Raw genomic sequence first — 18,678 nt, 5'->3', positions numbered from 1 at the left:
TCGACGACCGGGCTCGTACACCAGTTGGGCACGAGCGCCAACCGCTGCCAGGGTCCTCCAGCGGGACAACCGCATGGTTGGCCGCCATGCTTTCGAACGAGATCGTTGGCTATCGGCGACGGGAAAGACGGAGGTTGAGTAAGCGTTCGGAAGCGCAGGCTTCCTGCCGCTCAACCTTGCTTGCCGATGCCCAACCCGCGCAGAATGTTGCCGATCGGGTCGATGCGCTGCGACGTATTCGGTGCCGTCGTCGGCGAGACCTGGGCCTCGTCGCCGCTCGGCGCCGTCTGCCGGGCAACGGCCTGACGCTCACGGGCTGCGGCAGCACGGGCGATCTTGCGACGGCGTGCCTGCTCAGCCTTCTGGGCAGAGGCCTGCAGGGACACGTGGCGCACGGGCGGGGGAGCGACCGTGACCGCCGAAGGCGTGCTCTCCTGGGCTGTCGGCGCACCCGTGTCCGAGGCGGCGAGCACCAACGGCGCTTCGACGGCGGCCTGCTGCTTGACCGGCGGATCGGCCCAGGACGTCACTGCGGCCGGGCTCGCGGCAGCTTCGACGGCAGGTGCGATCTGCATCGAAGCCGTACGGCGCGGTTGTCTCGGCTCATGGTCGCTGGCGTAGGGGAACGGCGAGGCCGCCACCAAACCGGTGAGCATGATCGCAGAGATCGCGAGCGTTGATTTCAAGTGGATCATGACCGGAAAACTCACGGTCAAGCTCATGGTTCCGCTTGTTTGACGCAGATTCATGCGCCGACGCGGTCTCCAGGTACTCGTTACTGATTTCGCGCCGCGCCCCGCTGCGCGGGGCCGCTCAGGAATAAGCGGCGCAGATCCCCAGGAAGTCCTCGGCAACGAGGCTGGCGCCCCCGACGAGGGCGCCGTCGACGTTCTCGACCGCCATCAGCTCGCGGGCGTTCTTGGCCTTCACCGAGCCGCCATAGAGGATGCGGATCTTGTCCGCTTCGGTCTTGCCGACCATGGTGCCGAGCATGTCGCGCAGGGAGGCATGGACCTCGGCGATGTCGGCGGTCGAGGGCGTCTTGCCGGTACCGATCGCCCAGACCGGCTCGTAGGCGAGGACCGTGTCGGCGGCCGTCGCGCCCTTCGGTACGCCGAGGCCCAGTTGCGCGCGCACGATGTCGAGGGTGCGGCCCTCCTCGCGCTCGTCCTCGGTCTCGCCGACGCAGATGATGCCGCAGAGGCCGGCACGGCGGGCGCCGAGGGCCTTGGCGTGAACGCCGTTATCGGTCTCGTGGTGGTAGGCGCGCCGCTCGGAATGGCCGAGGATGACGTAGCGGGCGCCTAGGTCGGCCAGCATCTCCGCCGAAATCGAGCCGGTGAAGGCCCCGCTCGCCCGGGCGTGCAGGTTCTGGCCGCCGATGGCTATGGCCGAGCCGGTCACGGCGGCGACGCAGGAGGCGATCAGGGTCGCGGGCGGACAGATCAGAACGTCGATCTTGTCGGTCAGCGCCGGGGTGAGCCCCTCCAGCACCTTTTCGACCGTGTCGATCGAGGAGCGTAGGCCGTTCATCTTCCAGTTGCCGGCAACCAGCGGACGTCGTCCTTCGCTCGCCATGGTGATCCCGTATCCCTCGATGCCGTTCTCGTGAGCCCGGCGGCGTAACAGAGCAAGCTTGGGCGCGCAAACCGCCTCACGCCCGGTTCCCCGCCGCTGTCGCCACCCTTTGCGCGGGGGCTCGGATGGTCTATCGCGAGCCCCGAATTCGAAAGCCCTTTTCCCCCGTGGAACTGGGCGCAAGAGCACAGATCCGGACCACACCATGCTCCAGAGCATCCGCAATGCCAGCCAGCACTGGCTCGGCAAGATCGTGCTGTCGATCCTGTTCTTCTTCCTGATCGCGGGCGTCGCGATCTTCGGTGTGGAAGAGTTCTTCCGCGGGGGGAGCGCCCAGACCGTCGCCACCGTGGGCAAGACGCCGATCTCGGCGGAGGCCGTGCGCTCGGCCTACCAGAACCAGCTTCAGCGCTATCAGCAGCAGCTCAAGCGCGTGCTGACGCCGGACCAGGCGCGGGCGATGGGGCTCGAGCGGCAGGTGCTGAGCCAGCTGATCACCGAAGCGGCACTCGACCAGAAGACCCACGATCTCGGCCTCGCCATCTCCGACGAGGCCGTCCTGCGCGCGATCCGCGACGAGCAGGCCTTCAAGGGCGCGGACGGCAAGTTCGACCGCGCGCTGTTCTACCAGACCCTGCAGCGAGCCGGCATCAACGAGCAGACGTTCGTGCGCGAGCAGCGCTCCGTCGCCGCCCGTCTCCAACTGGCCGAGGCCGTCACCGCCGAGCTTCCGGTGCCGCAGGCGATGCGCGAGGCGGTCCACCGCTATTCCACCGAGCGCCGCACCGCCTCCGTGCTGATGCTGAACCCGGCCGCGGCCGGCGACATCCCGGCGCCGACGGACGATGAACTGAAGGCCTATTACGACAACAACAAGGGCAGCTTTCGCGCGCCCGAAACGCGCAGCCTGAACCTGCTCGTTCTCGACCCGGCGGCCATGGCGAAGCCCGACGCGATCACCGACGAGGAAGCCCGCAAGATCTACGACGCCAACGCCGCGAAATACGGCACCCCCGAGCGCCGCACGATCCAGCAGATCACCTTCCCCGATCAGGCGACCGCCGAGACCGCCGCCAAGCAGATCGAGAGCGGCGAGGTGCCCTTCGAAGTCACCGCCACCGCGCGCGGCGTCGATCCCAAGAACCTGACGCTCGGCACCCTGACGAAGGCGGAGCTGTTCGACCCCGCCGTGGCCGATGCCGCCTTTGCCCTCGAGAAGGACAAGATCAGCCAGCCGGTAAAAGGCCGTTTCGGCACGGTGCTCCTGCGCGTCACTGCGATCGAGCCCGGCTCCCAGAAGCCTTTCGACGACGTCAAAGACGAGATCCGCAAGTCGATGGCATTGCAGCGCGCCCGCGACGGCATCGAGCCGGCCCACGACGCGATCGAGGACGCCCGCGCCAGCGGCAAGCCGCTGGCCGACATCGCGAAGGAGCGGGGGCTGGCGCTCGTCGCGGTTCCCGTCGTCGACGCCAAGGGCAATGACGCGTCGGGCAACAAGGTCGAGGGCATCCCGGATCCCGACACGACGCTGGCCGCCGCCTTCCGCTCCGAGATCGGCGGCGACAGCGAAGCCCTGCGCACGAAGTCCGGCGGCTACGTCTGGTGCGACGTCGCCAAGATCGACGCGGCCCACGATAAGCCGCTCGACGAGGTCCGCGACGAAGCCGTGAAAGGCTGGAAGGAGGCCGAGACGGCCAAGCGCCTCACCGCGAAGTCGAAGGAACTCGTGGAGAAGCTCGACAAGGGCGAGACCGTGGAGGCGGTGGCCGAGGCGGCCGGCCTTCAGGCGAAGACCGTGACCGACATCGCCCGCAACCAGCCCAAGGACGACCTCGCCAACGACGTGATCGAGCGCATCTTCGCGACCGCCATCGACAAAGCCGGCTCGGCTCCCTCGGGCGAGGGCCGGGCGGTCTACAGGGTCACCCGGGCCGAGATGCCGGCCTACGTACCGGGCGCGTCCACCGACAAGACCGTCGAGAAGAATTTCCGCACCGCGATCGCCGACGACGTCTTGGGCGAGTACATCGCCGAGGTCCAGAAGAATGCCGGCGTCAGCATCAACCAAGCGGCCTTCAAGCGCGCGCTGGGCGGCGAATATTGATGCAGGCCGAGACCGACCGTTTCGACGGCTTCGCGCGCGCCTACGAGGCGGGCCGCGGCAGCCTCGTCAGCCTGACGCTGGTGGCCGATCTCGAGACGCCGGTCGCGGCCTTCCTCAAGCTGAAGGGCGGCACGCCTGGGCCGGGATTCCTGCTCGAATCCGTCGAGGGCGGCGCGGTGCGCGGGCGCTACTCGATGATCGGCCTCGACCCGGATCTCGTCTGGCGCTGCCGCGACGGCCGGCCGGAAATCGCCCGTGACGCCGCGCTCGAAGCCTTCGTCCCCGACGACCGGCCGCCGCTCGACAGCCTGCGTGCCCTGATCGCCGAGAGCGCCATCGGCGCGGACGACGCGCAGGAGCTGCCACCGATGGCCGCCGGCCTGTTCGGCTATCTCGGCTACGACATGGTGCGCGCCATGGAGCGGCTGCCCGAACCGAACCCGGACCCGCTCGGCGTGCCCGACGCCGTGATGATCCGCCCCCGCGTCATGGTGGTGTTCGACGCGGTCGCAGACGCGCTCACCGTCGTCACCCCCGTGCGCCCGGCCGAGGGGGTCTCCGCCAAGGCGGCCTACGAAGCCGCATTGGAGCGGATCGACCGCGCCGCCGCCGCGCTTGAAGGCCCCCTGCCGATCGAGGCACGTGCTGACGTCGCCGGCCTCGCGGTGCCCGCGCCCGTTTCGAATACCGCGCCGGAAGCGTATCTCGGCATGGTCGCGCGCGCGAAGGAGTACATCGTCGCCGGCGACATCTTCCAGGTGGTGCTGTCGCAGCGCTTCGAGGCGCCGTTCACGCTGCCGGCCTTCGCGCTCTACCGGTCGCTCCGCCGCACCAACCCGGCGCCCTTCCTCTGCTACCTCGATTTTTGCGAGTTTCAGGTCGTCTGCTCCTCGCCGGAGATCCTGGTCCGCGTGCGCGACGACAAGGTGACGATCCGCCCGATCGCCGGCACGCGCCGCCGCGGCGCCACGCCGGCCGAGGACAAGGCGCTCGCCGACGAGTTGCTGGCCGATCCTAAGGAGCGCTCCGAGCACCTGATGCTACTCGATCTCGGCCGCAACGATGTCGGCCGCGTCTCGCGGATCGGCACGGTGCGCGTCACCGGCTCGTTCTTCCTCGAATTCTACAGCCAGGTCATGCACATCGTCTCGAACGTCGAGGGCGATCTCGACCCGGCTCACGACACCCTCTCGGCGCTGGCCGCCGGCTTCCCCGCCGGCACGGTCTCCGGTGCGCCGAAGGTGCGCGCCATGGAGATCATCGACGAGCTGGAGCGCGAGAAGCGCGGACCTTATGGCGGCTGCATCGGCTATTTCGGTGCGCGCGGCGAAATGGACACCTGCATCGTCCTCCGCACGGCCATCGTGAAGGACGGCCGCATGCACGTGCAGGCCGGTGCCGGCATCGTCTACGATTCCGACCCGGCCTCCGAGCAGCAGGAATGCGTCAACAAGGCTAAGGCGCTGTTTCGCGCGGCCGAGGATGCGGTTTCGTTCGCGAGCCGGGCACGGCGGGGGCAGTAGCGGGCATGTCCAACGTCCTCGTCATCGACAACTACGATTCCTTCACCTGGAACCTCGTCCACCTGATCGGCCCGCTCTGCGGCGGCATCGACGTGGTGCGCAACGACGGGATCACGATCGAGGGCATCCGCGCACGGGCACCAGACGCCATCGTGCTCTCCCCCGGCCCCTGCACGCCGAACGAGGCCGGGATCTGCCTCGACGTGGTGCGCGAACTCGGCGGCGAGATCCCGATCTTCGGCGTCTGCCTCGGGCTGCAATCGATCGGGCAGGCCTATGGCGGCGACGTGGTGCGGGCGCCGGCTCCGATGCACGGAAAAGTCTCGACCATCAGCCACCACGCCGAGGGCATCTTCCGGGGTTTGAACGATGCGTTCTCGGCGACGCGGTACCACTCCCTCGTGGTCGATCGCGCCACCTGCCCCGACGCGCTCGTCGTCACGGCCGAGGCGGACGGGCTGATCATGGGCATCCAGCACGCGACGCTGCCGGTGCACGGCGTGCAGTTCCACCCGGAGAGCATCCTCTCGCATCACGGCGCGCGGATCGTGAGCAACTTCCTCGACATCGCCGCGGCGTGGCGGGCGGGACGTGACAAGGCGCAGGTCGGCGTGCATTGAAGCCTCGTCATTGCGAGCGAAGCGAAGCAATCCAGGGCAACGTCCTCGACAACCAGGGCGTTTGCCCTGAATTGCTTCGCTTCGCTCGCAATGACGGCGATAGCAGACGCCGTTCGGAACAGTGCAGCCGCCATCCACGATGGACACCTTCAAACCCCATCTCGCGACGGTCGCCGCCAGCGGCTCGCTCACGCGCGAAGCAGCCCGCGCCGCCTTCGACGACCTGCTCTCGGGGGAGGTGACGCCCGTCCAAGCCGGCGCCTTCCTCACGGCTCTGCGGGTCCGTGGCGAGTCCATCGACGAGATCGTCGGCGCGGTGCAGGCCATGCGCGCACGCATGATCCCGGTGGAGGCGCCGGAGGGCGCCATCGACATCGTCGGGACCGGCGGCGATCATTCGGGCAGCTACAACGTCTCGACCCTGGCCGCGATCCTCACCGCCGCCTGCGGCGTGCCGGTGGCCAAGCACGGCAACCGCGCTGCGACCTCGCGCTCCGGCGCGGCCGACGTGCTTGCGGCGCTCGGCGTCAGGCTCGAACTGCCGCCGGAGCGCCTCAGCCATTGCTTGGCGGAAGCCGGCCTGTGCTTCCTGTTCGCGCAGACCCACCACGCCGCTATGCGCCACGTCGCGCCGGTGCGGAAGGAGCTGCCGTTCCGCACGATTTTCAACATGCTCGGGCCGCTCTCGAACCCGGCCGGCGTCACAGCGCAGGTGTTCGGTGTTTCGATGCCGGCCTGGGCCGAGCCACTGACGCGGGTGCTGGCCGAACTCGGCTCGAAACGCGTCTGGACCGTGCACGGCTCCGACGGTCTCGACGAGATCACCGTCACCGGCCCGACCGGCGTGGTCTCGCTGGAGGATGGCCGCATCGCGTCCTTCTCGGTCGACCCGCGCGAATGCGGGCTGACGCTCTCGAGCCTTGAGGATCTGCGCGGCGGGGACCCCGACCACAACGCCCGGGCCCTCGTCCAGGTGTTGGAGGGCGCGCGGAACGCCTATCGCGACATCAGTGTGATCAATGCCGGTGCCGGATTGCTCGTCGCCGGCCACGCGGAGACGCTCGCCGAGGGCGTCGCGCGGGCTCAGGGAGCGATCGATACGGGCGCGGCGCGGGCGACCCTCGCGCGCCTCGTGGCAATTTCGAACGCATGATAGAGGGCTGACCGCGCCTTCGTTTCTCCGACCCATCTCGGGATGAGGTGGTCTGGTTGGATCGGCTGCGCTGGTACGGGTCGAGGACAGAACGATGGACGACATCGTCGCCGAAGTGACGACCGGTCTGGCGGCCGACCGTGCCTCCGTGCTCGCGCGGATCGAGGCCTACAAGCGCCGCGAGATCGCCGAGGCGAAGCTGCGGGTGCCGTTGGCCAAGCTCGAAAAGCAGGTCGCCAAGGCCGATCCGCCCCGCGGCTTCGCCGATGCCATCGCCGCGCATATCGACGAGGGCCGGCCGGCGCTGATCGCCGAGATCAAGAAGGCGTCACCGTCGAAGGGCCTGATCCGCGCCGATTTCGATCCCGCAACGCTGGCAAAAGCGTACGAGGAGGGCGGCGCGACTTGCCTCTCCGTGCTCACGGACACGCCCTCGTTCCAGGGAGCGCCTGAGTACCTGATCGCGGCGCGCGCAGCCTGCGGGCGGCCGGTTCTGCGCAAGGACTTTCTGTTCGAGCCCTATCAGGTTCTGGAAGCACGGGCCTGGGGCGCCGATTGCGTGCTCGTGATCATGGCCTGCCTCGACGACGACGAGGCCCGCGCGATCACCGAGACGGCGCACGATCTCGGCATGGACGTGCTGGTCGAGGTGCACGATCAAGCGGAGTTGGAGCGGGCTTTGCCCCTCGGCACGCGGCTCGTCGGCGTCAACAACCGCAACCTGAAGACCTTCGAAGTTTCGTTCGAGACCGCGATCCGTCTCAAGCCCGGCATCCCCGACGACCGCATCGCGGTCGCCGAGAGCGGGATCGGCAGCCATGCGGAGGTCGCGCGGCTGCGCGAAGCGGGCCTTCACACCATTCTCGTCGGCGAGAGCCTGATGCGGCAAGCCGACGTCACCGCCGCGACCCGCGCCCTGCTGTTCGGCGGGGGCGCATGAGCGCCCTTACCCATCTCGACGCCGCCGGCGCCGCAAACATGGTCGACGTCTCCGATAAGGCAGCGACCTCCCGCACGGCGCGGGCGGAAGGCGTGGTGGTGATGCTGGCGGAAACGCTTCGTCTCATTCGCGAGGGCGACGCCAAGAAGGGCGACGTGATCGGCACGGCCCGGCTCGCCGGCATCATGGCGGCCAAGCGCACGCACGAGTTGATCCCGCTCTGCCACCCGCTGTTGCTCACGAAAGTCCGGGTCGATTGCGAGCCAGACGACGCGCTGCCGGGCCTGCGGGTCACTGCCGAGGTGCGCGTCACCGGACAGACCGGCGTCGAGATGGAGGCGCTCACCGCCGTCTCGCTCGCCTGCCTGACGATCTACGACATGGTGAAGGCGGCCGATCGCGGCATGCGGATCGAGGGTATCCGGCTGCTGGAGAAGGACGGCGGCAAGTCCGGCTCATGGCGGAGCGAACCGCGATGAGCGGTCTGATTTCCGTCGCCGAGGCACTGGCGCGGATCCTCGCCAGCGTACCCGGCCCCGTCGAGGCCGAGACCGTAGCGCTCGCCGAGGCGCATGGGCGCACGCTCGCGGCCGACATCGTAGCCACGCGCACGCAGCCGCCGTTTCCCGCTTCCGCCATGGATGGCTATGCCGTGCGAGCGGTGGACCTCGCCACCGTTCCGGTAAGCCTTCGCCTCGTCGGTATCAGCGCTGCGGGCCACGGATTTTCGGGCTCGATCGGACCCGGCGACACGGTGCGGACCTTTACCGGCGCTCCCGTGCCGGACGGTGCCGACGCCATCCTGATCCAGGAAGATGCGGATGCGAAGGGCGAGACCGTCACAGCGCGCGAGAGCGTGACGGCCGAAAAGTTCATCCGTCCGGCCGGCCTCGACTTTCGCGATGGCGACGTCCTGATGCGCGCCGGCGAGACGCTCGATGCGCGCCGCCTCGCCCTCGCCGCCGCCTCCGGCCACGCGATGGTTGGCGTCCGCCGCCGTCCGCGCGTCGCTATCCTCGCCACCGGCGACGAACTCGTGCGCCCCGGCGAGGCCGCCGCCTGGGACCAGATCGTCGCCTCGAATGGCCTCGCGGTGGCCTCGCTCGCCCGCGAGGCCGGCGCCGACCCGATCGACCTCGGCATCGCCGGCGACGACCTCGATAGTTTGAAAGCGTCCGTCGGCCGGGCGCGGGACGCCGGTGCCGATCTTCTGATTACCCTCGGCGGTGCCTCGGTCGGCGACCATGACCTCGTGCAGCGGGCGCTGTCGGACGAGGGCATGGAACTCGGCTTCTGGCGGGTCGCGCTTCGCCCCGGCAAGCCGCTGATGCATGGCCGCCTCGGCCCGATGCTCGCCATCGGCCTGCCGGGTAACCCGGTCTCCTCGATCGTCTGCGGCCTGCTCTTCGTCGTGCCGGCGATCCGGGCGCTGCTGGGCGATCCCCATGCAGGCGCCGACCGCAGCGAGCCGGCGACGCTCGGCCGCGACATGGCCGAGAACGACAAGCGCCAGGACTACCTGCGGGCCCATCTGGACATGGCCCCAGACCGCGTCCCGATCGCCACCCCTGAAACACGCCAGGATTCTTCGATGCTGGCGGTGCTCGGCCGCTCGGAGGCGTTGCTCATTCGTGAGCCGCACGCGCCGGCCGCACGCAAGGGCGATCCCTGCCGGATCATCCGGCTCGATCGGCGGATCATCTGACGAAGCGTCGCTCGCACTGCCCGATACCGCCCAATCTCCCCGAAAGTCTTGCATCTGCCGGATTTTCTCCCCAACAGGGCCGCTTGCTGAGACAATCGAGCAGCAGGGGCGGCGCCGGGACCGTCCGTAAACGCGTGGGGCGGGTGGAGTTTCGATGATGGCGGAGACGGCAACGGAACTCGCTTCGGCCGACATCCAGAAGGTGATGCAGTACCTGCCCCACCGCTACCCGTTCCTGATGATCGACAAGATCATCGAGATCGACGGGGACGACAGCGGCATCGGCATCAAGAACGTCACCGTCAACGAGCCGCAATTCACCGGTCACTTTCCCGGCCAGCCGATCTTTCCGGGCGTCCTGCTGATCGAAGCCATGGCGCAGACGGCCGGCGCGATCTGCTGCCGGCACATCGCCGAGACGGACGACGTGAAGTCGAAGCAGGTCTTCTTCATGACCATCGACAAGTGCAAGTTCCGCAAGCCCGTCGTCCCCGGCGACCAGGTGAGGTTCCACATGAAGAAGATCACCCGGAAGCGGACGATGTGGTGGTTCCGTGGGGAGGCGCGTGTCGATGGCTTCCTGGTCGCGCAGGCCGAGATCGGCGCCATGCTGGTGGCGGAATGAGCGCCTCCGCCACGATCCACCCGAGCTCCGTCGTCGAGGACGGCGCGCAAATCGGCGATGGGGTAACGATCGGCCCGTTCTGCCACATCGGGCCGCAGGTGGTGCTCGGCGAGGGCTGCGAACTCCTCAGCCACGCGGTGGTGGCCGGTCTCACGACGATCGGCCCGCGCACCAAGATCTATCCCTTCGCCTCGCTCGGCCACGCGCCGCAGGACCTGAAGTACCGCGGCGAGGCCTCGACCCTCACGATCGGCGCCGATTGCATGATCCGCGAGGGCGTCACCATGAACCCCGGCACGGCCGGCGGCGGTATGAAAACGACGGTCGGCAATGCCTGCGCCTTCCTCGCCAACAGCCATGTCGGCCATGATTGCCGGGTCGGCGACAACGTCATCTTCTCCAACAACGTCATGCTCGCCGGCCATTGCACGGTGGGCAACTACGCGATCCTCGGCGGCGGCGCCGGCGTGATCCAGTTCGCGCGGATCGGCAACCATGGCTTCGTCGGCGGCTGTGCGGCGCTCGAGAACGACTGCATCCCCTACGGCATGGTGCTCGGCAACCGGGCCTATCTCTCCGGTCTCAACATCATCGGCCTTCAGCGCCGCGGTTTTTCGCGGGACGACATCCACGCCCTGCGCCGCGCGTACCGGCAGCTCTTCGCGCCGGAGGGTACGCTGATGGAGCGGGTCGAGGACGCCGCCGCCGAATTCGGTTCGCATCCGGCCGTTCAGGAAATCCTCGCCTTCATCCGCGAGGGCAGCAAGCGCTCGATCTGCACGCCGCGCGGTACGGCGCAGGCGATCTGAAGGCCACGGCGATGAACGCGAGGGTCGAAACGGGTTCGCTCGCGCTGGTGGCCGGCGCCGGCCGCCTGCCGGAACTCGTCGCGGAGTCTCTGGAGCGAGCCGGGCGGCCGTTCCGGGTGCTGGCGTTGCGCGGCTTCACCGAGCGGCCGATGCGGGCGAGGGCGTCAGCCACCATCGATCTCCTCGATATTCCCGGGTTGCTGCGCATCCTGAACGAATGGATGCCTTCCGGCGTCGTACCCGCCGGGGGCGTCTCGCGGCCGAGCCCGGCGGCATTGCTCAATGCGTCGCACGCCCTGCGCAACCGCGATCTCCTTCGGCAGATCACCGGTGGCGACGACAGGTTGCTGCGCGGCGTGATCGGCCTCCTGGAAGACGACGGTCATCGTGTCGTCGGCGTCAACGAAGTCGCACCGGATCTGCTCGGCCGGGCTGGGCAACTGGGGCGCCACGCACCGGATGCGGCGGCGCAGGCCTCCATCGGCACCGGTGAGCTGATGCTGAATGCGCTCGCGCCCTATGACGTCGGCCAGGCTGCGGTCGTGATCGCACAGCGGGTCATCGCGGTAGAGGGCCCCGAGGGCACCGACCGAATGTTGAAGCGGGCCCGCGCCATCGGCCGCAGGCCGTTCGGGCGCGGGTCGGCACCCGCTGGAACGGTACTCATCAAGCTGCCGAAGCGTGGCCAGGATCTGCGCATCGACCTGCCGGCGATCGGCCCGCGAACCGTCCGCAATGCTGCGGACGCCGGCTGCGCCGGGCTCGCCATCGGCGCCGGTCACACCCTGGTCATCGACGAGGGCAAGACGATCGCCGAGGCCGACCGCCTCGGCCTGTTTCTCGTCGGCCTCGACGTGGCGCCCTGATGCACCGGAAAATCTGGCTCGTGGCCGGCGAGGATTCGGGCGACCAGCTCGGCGCCAAGCTGATGCGGGCGCTGCGGGACCTCTCGCCGGACGCGCTCGATCTCCAGGGCGTCGGCGGCGATGCGATGATCGCCGAGGGACTGACGTCGCTCTTCTCGATCGATGACGTCGCGGTGATGGGCTACCTGCCCGTGCTCTATCGCCTGCGTACGCTGCTGCGTCGGATCCGAGAGACGGTGAACGCGATCGTGACGAGCCGTCCCGACGTGCTCGTCATCATCGACAGTCCCGGCTTCACGCACGCGGTCGCCACGCGCGTGCGGAAGCGCCTGCCGGATCTGCCGATCGTCGACTACGTGTCGCCGAGCGTCTGGGCCTGGCGGCCCTGGCGCGCGAAGGGGATGCGTCCCTTCATCGACCATGTGCTGGCCTTGTTGCCTTTCGAACCGGCGGCGCATCAGCGGCTCGGCGGCCCGGCCTGCACCTATGTCGGGCACCCGCTGATCAAGCGGCTTGACGCCCTGCGCCCGAACGCCGAAGAATTGCGCGCTCGCGACACGGACCCGCCGCTGATCGTCGTGTTGCCCGGCTCGCGCCGCTCGGAGATCGAGCGTCTGATGCCGGTGTTCGGGCAGGCGCTGTCGCGCGTCGCCGCCCGAATCGGACCGCTCGAAGTCGCGTTGCCGGCCGTGACCCGCCATCGCGCCTTGATCGAACGCCTCGCACTGGCCTGGGACGTTCCGGTGCGGCTCGTCCACGGCGAAACCGGCAAGCATGCAGCGTTCCGGCGCGCGCGCGCCGCGCTGGCGGCTTCGGGTACGGTGACGCTCGAACTGGCGCTTGCCGGCGTACCGATGGTGGTCGGCTACAAGGTCTCGCGAATCGAGGAGATCGTCGCGCGCCGCCTCATCCAGGTGCCGACCATCGTATTGCCGAACTTGATCCTGGCCGAGAACGCCATGCCGGAATTCGTCCAGGCCGACTGCACGCCGCGCCGCCTGGCGGAGACACTTGCGCCGCTCGTCGTCGGTGGCCCGGCGCGATCGAAGCAGCTCGACGCCCTGGCACGGATCGATGACCGCATGAGCCTGCCCGGCGACGAGGAGCCCAGCCGGGCCGCCGCGCGCATCGTCCTGGGAGCATGCCGGGCTGCGTGATCGGACATCGTCGCTGGCACATCATTTCCGACTTCGATCGAGCGACGGCCGGAGGTCGGCAAAAACGAAAAAGGGCGCCACCCTTGCGGGTGACGCCCCAACATCTATCGGCCGGTGCGGCCTGAGACGACCTCAGTTGAAGGTGTCGATCTCGGCGGACTCGTAGCTGGTGACCTCCATGCCGACGCAAACTTCCTGAACGATCGGGGCAGACCACTTCATAACAAATCTCCTGTTTGGCGTTTGACGAGAAAAACGTGTCGGCTGATACCAGCCGGAGACGACCTTAGTTGAAGGTGTCGATCTCGGCGGACTCGTAGCTGGTGACTTCCATGCCGACGCAGACTTCCTGAACGATCGGGGCAGACCACTTCATGACGTTTCTCCTCGTTTGAATTTAAATGAGACACAAAGGCTTGGCTCTGATGAGCCGCCGTCACCTCAGTTGAACGTGTCGATCTCTGCCGACTCGTAGCTGGTGACTTCCATGCCGACGCAGATTTCCTGGACGACCGGGGCAGACCACTTCATGACCATCTCCTGCGCTCTTCGATGGACCCAACATAGGCGATCTGTTGGGCGCAATTCAAGCGGGCACTACACTTATATTTCTCATAGAACATGGGGGAAAGAGAGGATTCGTGCAGCGCAGGCGAGATTCCCGAAAAAGGGTTTCGATACAACGGCTTACGTCGGCGCTTTTGTTCGTGGCCGAGCGCGCTTCCTGGACCGAAACATGCCTGGGCACCCCTCATGATGACAGGTAACGCCTAGGGTCATAGGCCGGTTGCTCCCTTCGCCAGCTCTCGGTTCCAACTGGGGTTCCGCCATGTGGCCAAACGAACGGGCGTCGAAGGACACGCATTCTGGCGGGCAGGGTGATTGCCGAACCTTCCCAATCCGCAATGCCGCATTGCAGTATCCTGCGATGCCGCCCGTAGCAGCCATGGTACGCAGTGAGCGGTTCACAACCGATCTACCGACCCGGAGGCTCTATCGATGACCACCCCGTTCCGTGCGACCGCGCTTCTCGCCGCCGCAGCATTCCTGTTACCGGCCGCAACCCTCACGCCCGCCTTCGCCAAGAAGGTTGCCGGCAGCGCCGTTCTCAAGGCGGTCGATACCGACAACGACGGCACGATCGACCTCAAGGAAGTCGAGGCCGCCGCCTCCGCCACCTTCGATACGCTCGACCCGGACAAGGATGGCACCCTCGACGTCAAGGAGCTGAAGGGCCGCCTCAGCCCGGCCGCCCTCAAGAAGGCCGATCCCGATAACGACGGCACCCTCGACAAGAATGAGTTCGTCGCGCTCGCCGGTTCGCTGTTCAAGGAAGCCGATCCGGATAACGACGGCACGGTCGATGCCAAGGAGCTCAAGAGCCCGGCCGGCGAGGCTCTGGCCAAGCTGCTGAAGTAGATTTATCGGCAGTGGCCATCGGGGCTGGTGCTCCGATGGCCGTCCGCCGCATCGGCGGCGCCGCGCGACTATACGCAAAATAAGAATGCTTGAGCGTCATTCGATTGCGCGCAAGCTTGTCTGGCCCTGTCGGCGCCCCATAATCGCGGTGCACGCATAGGGAGACACAACCATGAAACGCACCACGCTCGCAGCCTTCGCCGGCCTCCTGGCCCTTACGAGCGCCAGCGTCGCCGCCCCCGAGCTCCAGCGCGTTCGCGGCACCATCGAGAGCGCCGACGCCGGCTCGGTCGTCATCAAGACGGCGGACGGGAAGTCCGAGACCATCGCGACATCGGGCGCGAAGTTCGCCTGGGTGGTCAAGTCGAGCCTCGACCAGATCAAGGACGGCGTCTTCATCGGCACCGCCACCAAGGGCGATAATCCGCCCACCGCCCTTGAAGTCGTGCTGTTCCCCGAGTCGATGCGCGGCACCGCCGAGGGCCATTACGCCTGGGACGAGATCGTCGACACCACCGAGGGTGGAACCAAGACCAAGAGCTCGATGACCAACGGCACCGTCAAGGCGAGCTCCTCGGCCGCCCCGAAGGTCAAGAGCTCGATGACCAACGGCACCGTGAAGGCCGCCTCGGGCGAGGGCGGCGAGAAGACCCTCACCGTGACCTACGACAAGGACGGCTCGAAGACGATCGCCGTCCCGGCCAAGGCACCGATCGTGGCCTTCGAGCCGGCAGATGCCGGCATCCTGAAGCCCGGCAGCCACATTTTCGTGGTCGCCGCCAAAGACAGCGGGAAACTCGAAGGCAAGCTGGTCGCCGTCGGCAAGGACGGCCTGACCCCGCCGATGTGATCGGCCGGTCGTCAGAGTACCGAGGTTATGCGGCGCCGGGACGATCCCCCGGCGCCGTTTCGCTGAAACCGCCGCGAAGGCAGGGACTTATGCCCGTGTTGCGGCACAGGCCGAATTGCCAATCGTACCGGAACCTCTCAGGGTTCTGCACGTCGTCCGTCAGGCTTAACCGTTCCGGTTGCGAGGCCGCGTCATGCGCTCATCCACCACCGTCCTGCTGTCGAGCGTTCTGCTCGCTGCCCTCACGACCTCGGCGTCCGCCGAGCTCCGTATCGACGTCGACAAGGCGTCCCAGCGGATGACGGTCACAGTCGACGGGCAGCCGCGCTACACGTGGCCCGTCTCCACCGGCGTGTCCGGCTACGACACGCCGAGCGGCAGCTTCAAGCCGTTCCGGATGGAGGCCAGCCACTTCTCGCGCGAGTTCGACAACGCGCCCATGCCGCATGCGGTGTTCTTCACGCAGATCGGTCACGCCATCCACGGCACCAACCAGGTGCGCAGTCTCGGCCGCGCCGCGTCGCATGGCTGCGTCCGGCTCTCGCCCGGCAATGCCGCGACGCTCTACAGCCTGATCAAGGCTCAGGGCATGGCCAATACGCGGATCACCCTGCAGGGCGAGGTCGAAGACCGCGTGGCCGGCGGCGGACGCGGGCGCGGATATCGCACAGCTCCGCCGCGGCGCGGCTACGACGATGGCGACGTGATGCCGGCCGGCCTGCAGGCCGCGCGCCCGCCGCCCGGCTACCGCTACGCGCCGCGGCAGCGCACGTATGATCCGTTCGGCGATGGCTATTACGGCCAATCGAGCGGTTACGGCGAGTATTAAGACGCGTCCGTCTGCGATTGTACTGGCCGATCCACCGCACCGTCTTTGCGAGTGCAGCGAAGCAGACCAGGGCCACCTGGCAAAAATTTTTGGATGTGCCCCTGGGTTGCTTCGCTCTGATCGCAACGACCGAGTTCGCGCTCAGGCGTTACGCGATAGCTATCGAAGATGCGGCGTCACCTTCGCCTCCAGCAGCCGCACCAGCCCAGGCTCCGTGAGCGCAAAATTGTCCGGGATGCCGAGACAGGTCAGCCGAGCGTTCTTGAGCGCCGTGCCGAATCTCTGCTGAAGCTTCCGCCGATGTGAGCGTTCCATCACGAAGACGATGTCGGCCCATTCGAGATGCTCGGCCGTCACCGGCTCGTCGGCATCGGCGGATACGCCGGCCGAGGCGACCTCCAGCCGCTCCCACTGCGAAAAACTGCTCTGCGGTCGGGCTCCGGAGCCGGGCCCGACCGCAGACAGCACCCTCACGCACTCTCCGCCAGCACAGCCTGCCGCTCGAACAGGGCGCGGTAGGTGCCGTTCGGGCGGCGGATCAGCGCGGCGTGGGGGCCGTCCTCGACGACGTGACCCCGGTCGAACACCAGGATCCGGTCGAGGGCCTGCACCGTCGAGAGCCGGTGCGCGATAACGATCGCCGTGCGACCGCGCATCAGCCGCTCCATCGCCTCCTGGATCAGCGCTTCCGATTCCGAATCGAGGCTGGAGGTCGCCTCGTCGAGGATCAGAATCGGCGCATCGGCCAGGAAAGCGCGTGCCAGCGCAACCCGCTGGCGCTCGCCGCCGGACAGCTTGATCCCCCGCTCGCCCACCAGCGTGGCGTAGCCTCTCGGAAGCCGCGTGATGAAGTCGTGCGCATTGGCCAGCTCCGCCGCCCGCTCGATCTCGGCCGTCGTGGCGTCGGGCCGGGCATAGGCGATGTTCTCCGCCAGCGAGCGGTGGAACAGCACCGGCTCCTGCGGCACGATCGCGATCTGCGAGCGCAAGCTGCCCTGCATTGCCCCGGCCACGTCCTGGCCGTCGATCAGGATGCGACCGCCGGTAACATCGTGGAGCCTCTGGATCAGCTTGACGAAGGTCGTCTTGCCGGAGCCCGAGCGTCCCACGAGACCGACTCGCTGCCCCGCCGGGATGGTCACGGAGAAGTCCCGGTAGAGCGGCGTGTCGTGACCGGCATAATGGAAGGTCACATGGTCGAAGCGCACCGCACCGCCGGACACCGCGAGCGACCGCGCATCCGCCCGATCCGCGACGCCATAGGGCTCGGCTTCGAGGGCGACCAGTTCCTCCATCTCGTTCACCGCCCGCTGCAGGTGGTTGATGTGGCCGCCGATGTCGCGCAGGTAGCCGTGCAGCACGAAGTAGCTGGTCAACACGGTCGCCACCTCGCCGGCGCTCGCCGCCTCGTGCCACCACAGCCAGAGGGCGAGCCCCACCAGCGCCGTGCGGAAGACCAGCAGCAGCGCGAATTGCGCGGTGCCGCTCCAGGTCACGCGCATCCAGGTGCGCCAGGTGCGCCTCTTCCATTTGCCGAAGGTACGGGCGAGCCGCGCGTCCTCCCGCGCCTCCGCGCCGAAGGCCTTCACCACGGCGTTGTTGCCGATGGCGTCGCTGAGCACGCCGCCGAGCCGGGTATCGAGGGCGTTCGAGAGCTGTGCCGCCGGCGCGATCACCCGCGTCGCGAGGGTGCCCGCGGTGCCGACATAGATCGCCGTCGCCACGCCCACGAGCGCACCCATGGCCGGCCAGTGCAGGCCGAGCATCACCATCGTGCCGAGCAGCACCACGAGGGTCGGCACCAGCGAGAGCAGCACGACGTCGTTGAGCCCGTCGAGCGCCCACATCCCGCGCGAGATTTTCCTGACGGTCGAGCCGGAGAAGCTGTTGGCGTGCCAGTCGGTCGAGAGGCGCTGCACGCGGCGAAAACTCGCCTGTGCCACGTCGGACATCATGCCGAGGGTCAGCGGCACCACCAGGCTCCAGGCGAGGTGGCGGAAGCCGATCGTGAAGAAGCCCAACACGGCCATCGCTCCGAAGGCCCGCAAAGCGGTATCGAGAGCGATCGCGCGGTCGGCGTGTGTCAGCGCATCGACGAGACGACCGGCATAGAGCGGTAGCAGCACGTCGGCGAGCGTCGCCAGCATCGTCGCCGCGAGGAGCGCGGAGACGAGGCGGACGCGCAGGCGCCATTGCCGGGCGACGAAGACGAGGACGCCGCCGAGCGCACCGTCGCGCCGGGGAGAACGAAGGGTCATGACGTTGTCCCGACGCGCGAAACCACGCCGGCTCCATCAACGGACACGCGTCGAAGCGGCAGAACGCCGTCGGTCGCGGTCGGATCGGAAGGAAAGATTGCGAAGTCCGCGGCGGCCGTCGGGCCAATGCGGAAGGCCGGTTCTGCGCGCTAACGCGGGCCGGCGGGGGAGACGAAACGAACTGTAGACATGCGGCCTCCCTCCCGTGAATTGCAACCGGCCGGCTGGATAGCAGCGCC

Annotated in this window: 20 protein-coding genes and 1 pseudogene; 14 read left to right on the top strand and 7 right to left on the bottom strand. The window is 68.0% G+C overall.

Translation table 11 applies throughout. From position 1 onward, the window contains the following. Positions 1 to 170: 170 nt before the first annotated feature. Together MHA02_RS16965 and tpiA are read right to left on the bottom strand one after the other, a co-directional pair. Complete coding sequence (locus MHA02_RS16965) at positions 171 to 710, bottom strand: hypothetical protein (protein WP_170249319.1); 540 nt, start codon at positions 708 to 710, stop codon at positions 171 to 173. 103 nt (positions 711 to 813) lie between these two features. Then, on the bottom strand, positions 814 to 1,578 hold the full coding sequence (tpiA, locus tag MHA02_RS16960) for a triose-phosphate isomerase (RefSeq protein ID WP_147080789.1): 765 nt from the start codon (positions 1,576 to 1,578) through the stop codon (positions 814 to 816). A gap of 205 nt (positions 1,579 to 1,783) precedes the next feature. On the opposite strand from tpiA, the gene MHA02_RS16955 reads away from it, so the two are divergent. The 11 genes from MHA02_RS16955 (at position 1,784) to lpxB (ending at position 13,083) form a co-directional block, all read left to right on the top strand. After that, the gene (locus tag MHA02_RS16955; RefSeq protein WP_147080787.1) at positions 1,784 to 3,685 is read left to right on the top strand and encodes a SurA N-terminal domain-containing protein; all 1,902 of its coding nucleotides are present in this window, start codon (positions 1,784 to 1,786) and stop codon (positions 3,683 to 3,685) included. Then, positions 3,685 to 5,208 carry an anthranilate synthase component I gene (gene trpE / locus MHA02_RS16950; RefSeq protein WP_147080785.1) on the top strand — a complete coding sequence of 508 codons (1,524 nt, stop codon included), beginning with the start codon at positions 3,685 to 3,687 and terminating at the stop codon, positions 5,206 to 5,208. The genes MHA02_RS16955 and trpE overlap by 1 nt, the downstream gene beginning before the upstream one ends. Before the next feature lie 5 nt (positions 5,209 to 5,213). Then, positions 5,214 to 5,828, top strand: a complete 615-nt coding sequence (locus MHA02_RS16945) for an anthranilate synthase component II (RefSeq protein ID WP_147080783.1) — start codon at positions 5,214 to 5,216, stop codon at positions 5,826 to 5,828. Between the two features lie 139 nt (positions 5,829 to 5,967). Continuing rightward, positions 5,968 to 6,981 carry an anthranilate phosphoribosyltransferase gene (gene trpD, locus MHA02_RS16940; RefSeq protein WP_147080781.1) on the top strand — a complete coding sequence of 338 codons (1,014 nt, stop codon included), beginning with the start codon at positions 5,968 to 5,970 and terminating at the stop codon, positions 6,979 to 6,981. 94 nt (positions 6,982 to 7,075) lie between these two features. Continuing rightward, positions 7,076 to 7,921, top strand: coding sequence for an indole-3-glycerol phosphate synthase TrpC (gene trpC, locus MHA02_RS16935; RefSeq protein WP_147080779.1), 846 nt, complete (start codon positions 7,076 to 7,078; stop codon positions 7,919 to 7,921). Next, positions 7,918 to 8,400 carry a cyclic pyranopterin monophosphate synthase MoaC gene (gene moaC, locus MHA02_RS16930; RefSeq protein ID WP_147080777.1) on the top strand — a complete coding sequence of 161 codons (483 nt, stop codon included), beginning with the start codon at positions 7,918 to 7,920 and terminating at the stop codon, positions 8,398 to 8,400. The genes trpC and moaC overlap by 4 nt, the downstream gene beginning before the upstream one ends. Then, positions 8,397 to 9,626, top strand: a complete 1,230-nt coding sequence (locus tag MHA02_RS16925) for a molybdopterin molybdotransferase MoeA (RefSeq protein ID WP_147080775.1) — start codon at positions 8,397 to 8,399, stop codon at positions 9,624 to 9,626. Before moaC ends, MHA02_RS16925 begins: the two co-directional genes overlap by 4 nt. Positions 9,627 to 9,783: 157 nt before the next feature. Next, positions 9,784 to 10,251 carry a 3-hydroxyacyl-ACP dehydratase FabZ gene (gene fabZ / locus MHA02_RS16920; protein WP_147080852.1) on the top strand — a complete coding sequence of 156 codons (468 nt, stop codon included), beginning with the start codon at positions 9,784 to 9,786 and terminating at the stop codon, positions 10,249 to 10,251. Next, positions 10,248 to 11,060, top strand: a complete 813-nt coding sequence (lpxA, locus tag MHA02_RS16915; protein WP_147080773.1) for an acyl-ACP--UDP-N-acetylglucosamine O-acyltransferase — start codon at positions 10,248 to 10,250, stop codon at positions 11,058 to 11,060. The genes fabZ and lpxA overlap by 4 nt, the downstream gene beginning before the upstream one ends. A gap of 11 nt (positions 11,061 to 11,071) precedes the next feature. Beyond that, complete coding sequence (locus MHA02_RS16910; protein WP_147080771.1) at positions 11,072 to 11,926, top strand: LpxI family protein; 855 nt, start codon at positions 11,072 to 11,074, stop codon at positions 11,924 to 11,926. Beyond that, on the top strand, positions 11,923 to 13,083 hold the full coding sequence (lpxB, locus tag MHA02_RS16905) for a lipid-A-disaccharide synthase (RefSeq protein ID WP_147080769.1): 1,161 nt from the start codon (positions 11,923 to 11,925) through the stop codon (positions 13,081 to 13,083). Before MHA02_RS16910 ends, lpxB begins: the two co-directional genes overlap by 4 nt. 132 nt (positions 13,084 to 13,215) lie before the next feature. On the opposite strand, the gene pqqA (MHA02_RS16900) is transcribed toward lpxB, so the two are convergent. The 3 genes from pqqA (MHA02_RS16900) to pqqA (MHA02_RS16890) form a co-directional block, all read right to left on the bottom strand. After that, on the bottom strand, positions 13,216 to 13,305 hold the full coding sequence (gene pqqA / locus MHA02_RS16900; RefSeq protein WP_109951178.1) for a pyrroloquinoline quinone precursor peptide PqqA: 90 nt from the start codon (positions 13,303 to 13,305) through the stop codon (positions 13,216 to 13,218). Between the two features lie 64 nt (positions 13,306 to 13,369). Continuing rightward, positions 13,370 to 13,459, bottom strand: coding sequence for a pyrroloquinoline quinone precursor peptide PqqA (pqqA, locus tag MHA02_RS16895; RefSeq protein ID WP_109951178.1), 90 nt, complete (start codon positions 13,457 to 13,459; stop codon positions 13,370 to 13,372). A 65-nt stretch (positions 13,460 to 13,524) separates the two neighbouring features. Beyond that, positions 13,525 to 13,614 (bottom strand): pyrroloquinoline quinone precursor peptide PqqA, encoded by a 90-nt coding sequence (gene pqqA / locus MHA02_RS16890; protein ID WP_091970034.1) that lies wholly within the window; start codon positions 13,612 to 13,614, stop codon positions 13,525 to 13,527. Positions 13,615 to 14,082: 468 nt separating this feature from the next. Here pqqA (MHA02_RS16890) and lanM point away from each other — a divergent pair, with 468 nt between their 5' ends. The 3 genes from lanM to MHA02_RS16875 all read left to right on the top strand — a co-directional run bounded on the left by lanM (position 14,083) and on the right by MHA02_RS16875 (position 16,181). Then, positions 14,083 to 14,502: a lanmodulin LanM gene (gene lanM / locus MHA02_RS16885; protein ID WP_147080767.1), complete on the top strand. Its 420-nt coding sequence runs from the start codon at positions 14,083 to 14,085 to the stop codon at positions 14,500 to 14,502. 172 nt (positions 14,503 to 14,674) lie between these two features. After that, on the top strand, positions 14,675 to 15,352 hold the full coding sequence (locus tag MHA02_RS16880) for a metal ABC transporter permease (RefSeq protein WP_147080765.1): 678 nt from the start codon (positions 14,675 to 14,677) through the stop codon (positions 15,350 to 15,352). Between the two features lie 193 nt (positions 15,353 to 15,545). Beyond that, a complete protein-coding gene (locus tag MHA02_RS16875; protein WP_147080763.1) occupies positions 15,546 to 16,181 on the top strand; it encodes a L,D-transpeptidase in 636 nt (211 codons plus the stop codon). A gap of 159 nt (positions 16,182 to 16,340) precedes the next feature. Here the strand turns inward: MHA02_RS16875 and MHA02_RS16870 are convergent. Both MHA02_RS16870 and MHA02_RS16865 read right to left on the bottom strand, forming a co-directional pair. Next, positions 16,341 to 16,659: pseudogene (locus MHA02_RS16870) on the bottom strand (low molecular weight protein tyrosine phosphatase family protein). Continuing rightward, a complete protein-coding gene (locus tag MHA02_RS16865; protein WP_147080761.1) occupies positions 16,652 to 18,439 on the bottom strand; it encodes an ABC transporter ATP-binding protein in 1,788 nt (595 codons plus the stop codon). The pseudogene MHA02_RS16870 and the gene MHA02_RS16865 overlap by 8 nt, the downstream one beginning before the upstream one ends. Between the last annotated feature and the right edge of the window lie 239 nt (positions 18,440 to 18,678).

This window comes from Methylobacterium haplocladii (genome assembly GCF_007992175.1).
GTDB lineage: Bacteria > Pseudomonadota > Alphaproteobacteria > Rhizobiales > Beijerinckiaceae > Methylobacterium > Methylobacterium haplocladii.
Note: the sequence above shows the minus strand (reverse complement) of the source record. Positions and strands in the feature narration are given on the sequence as shown.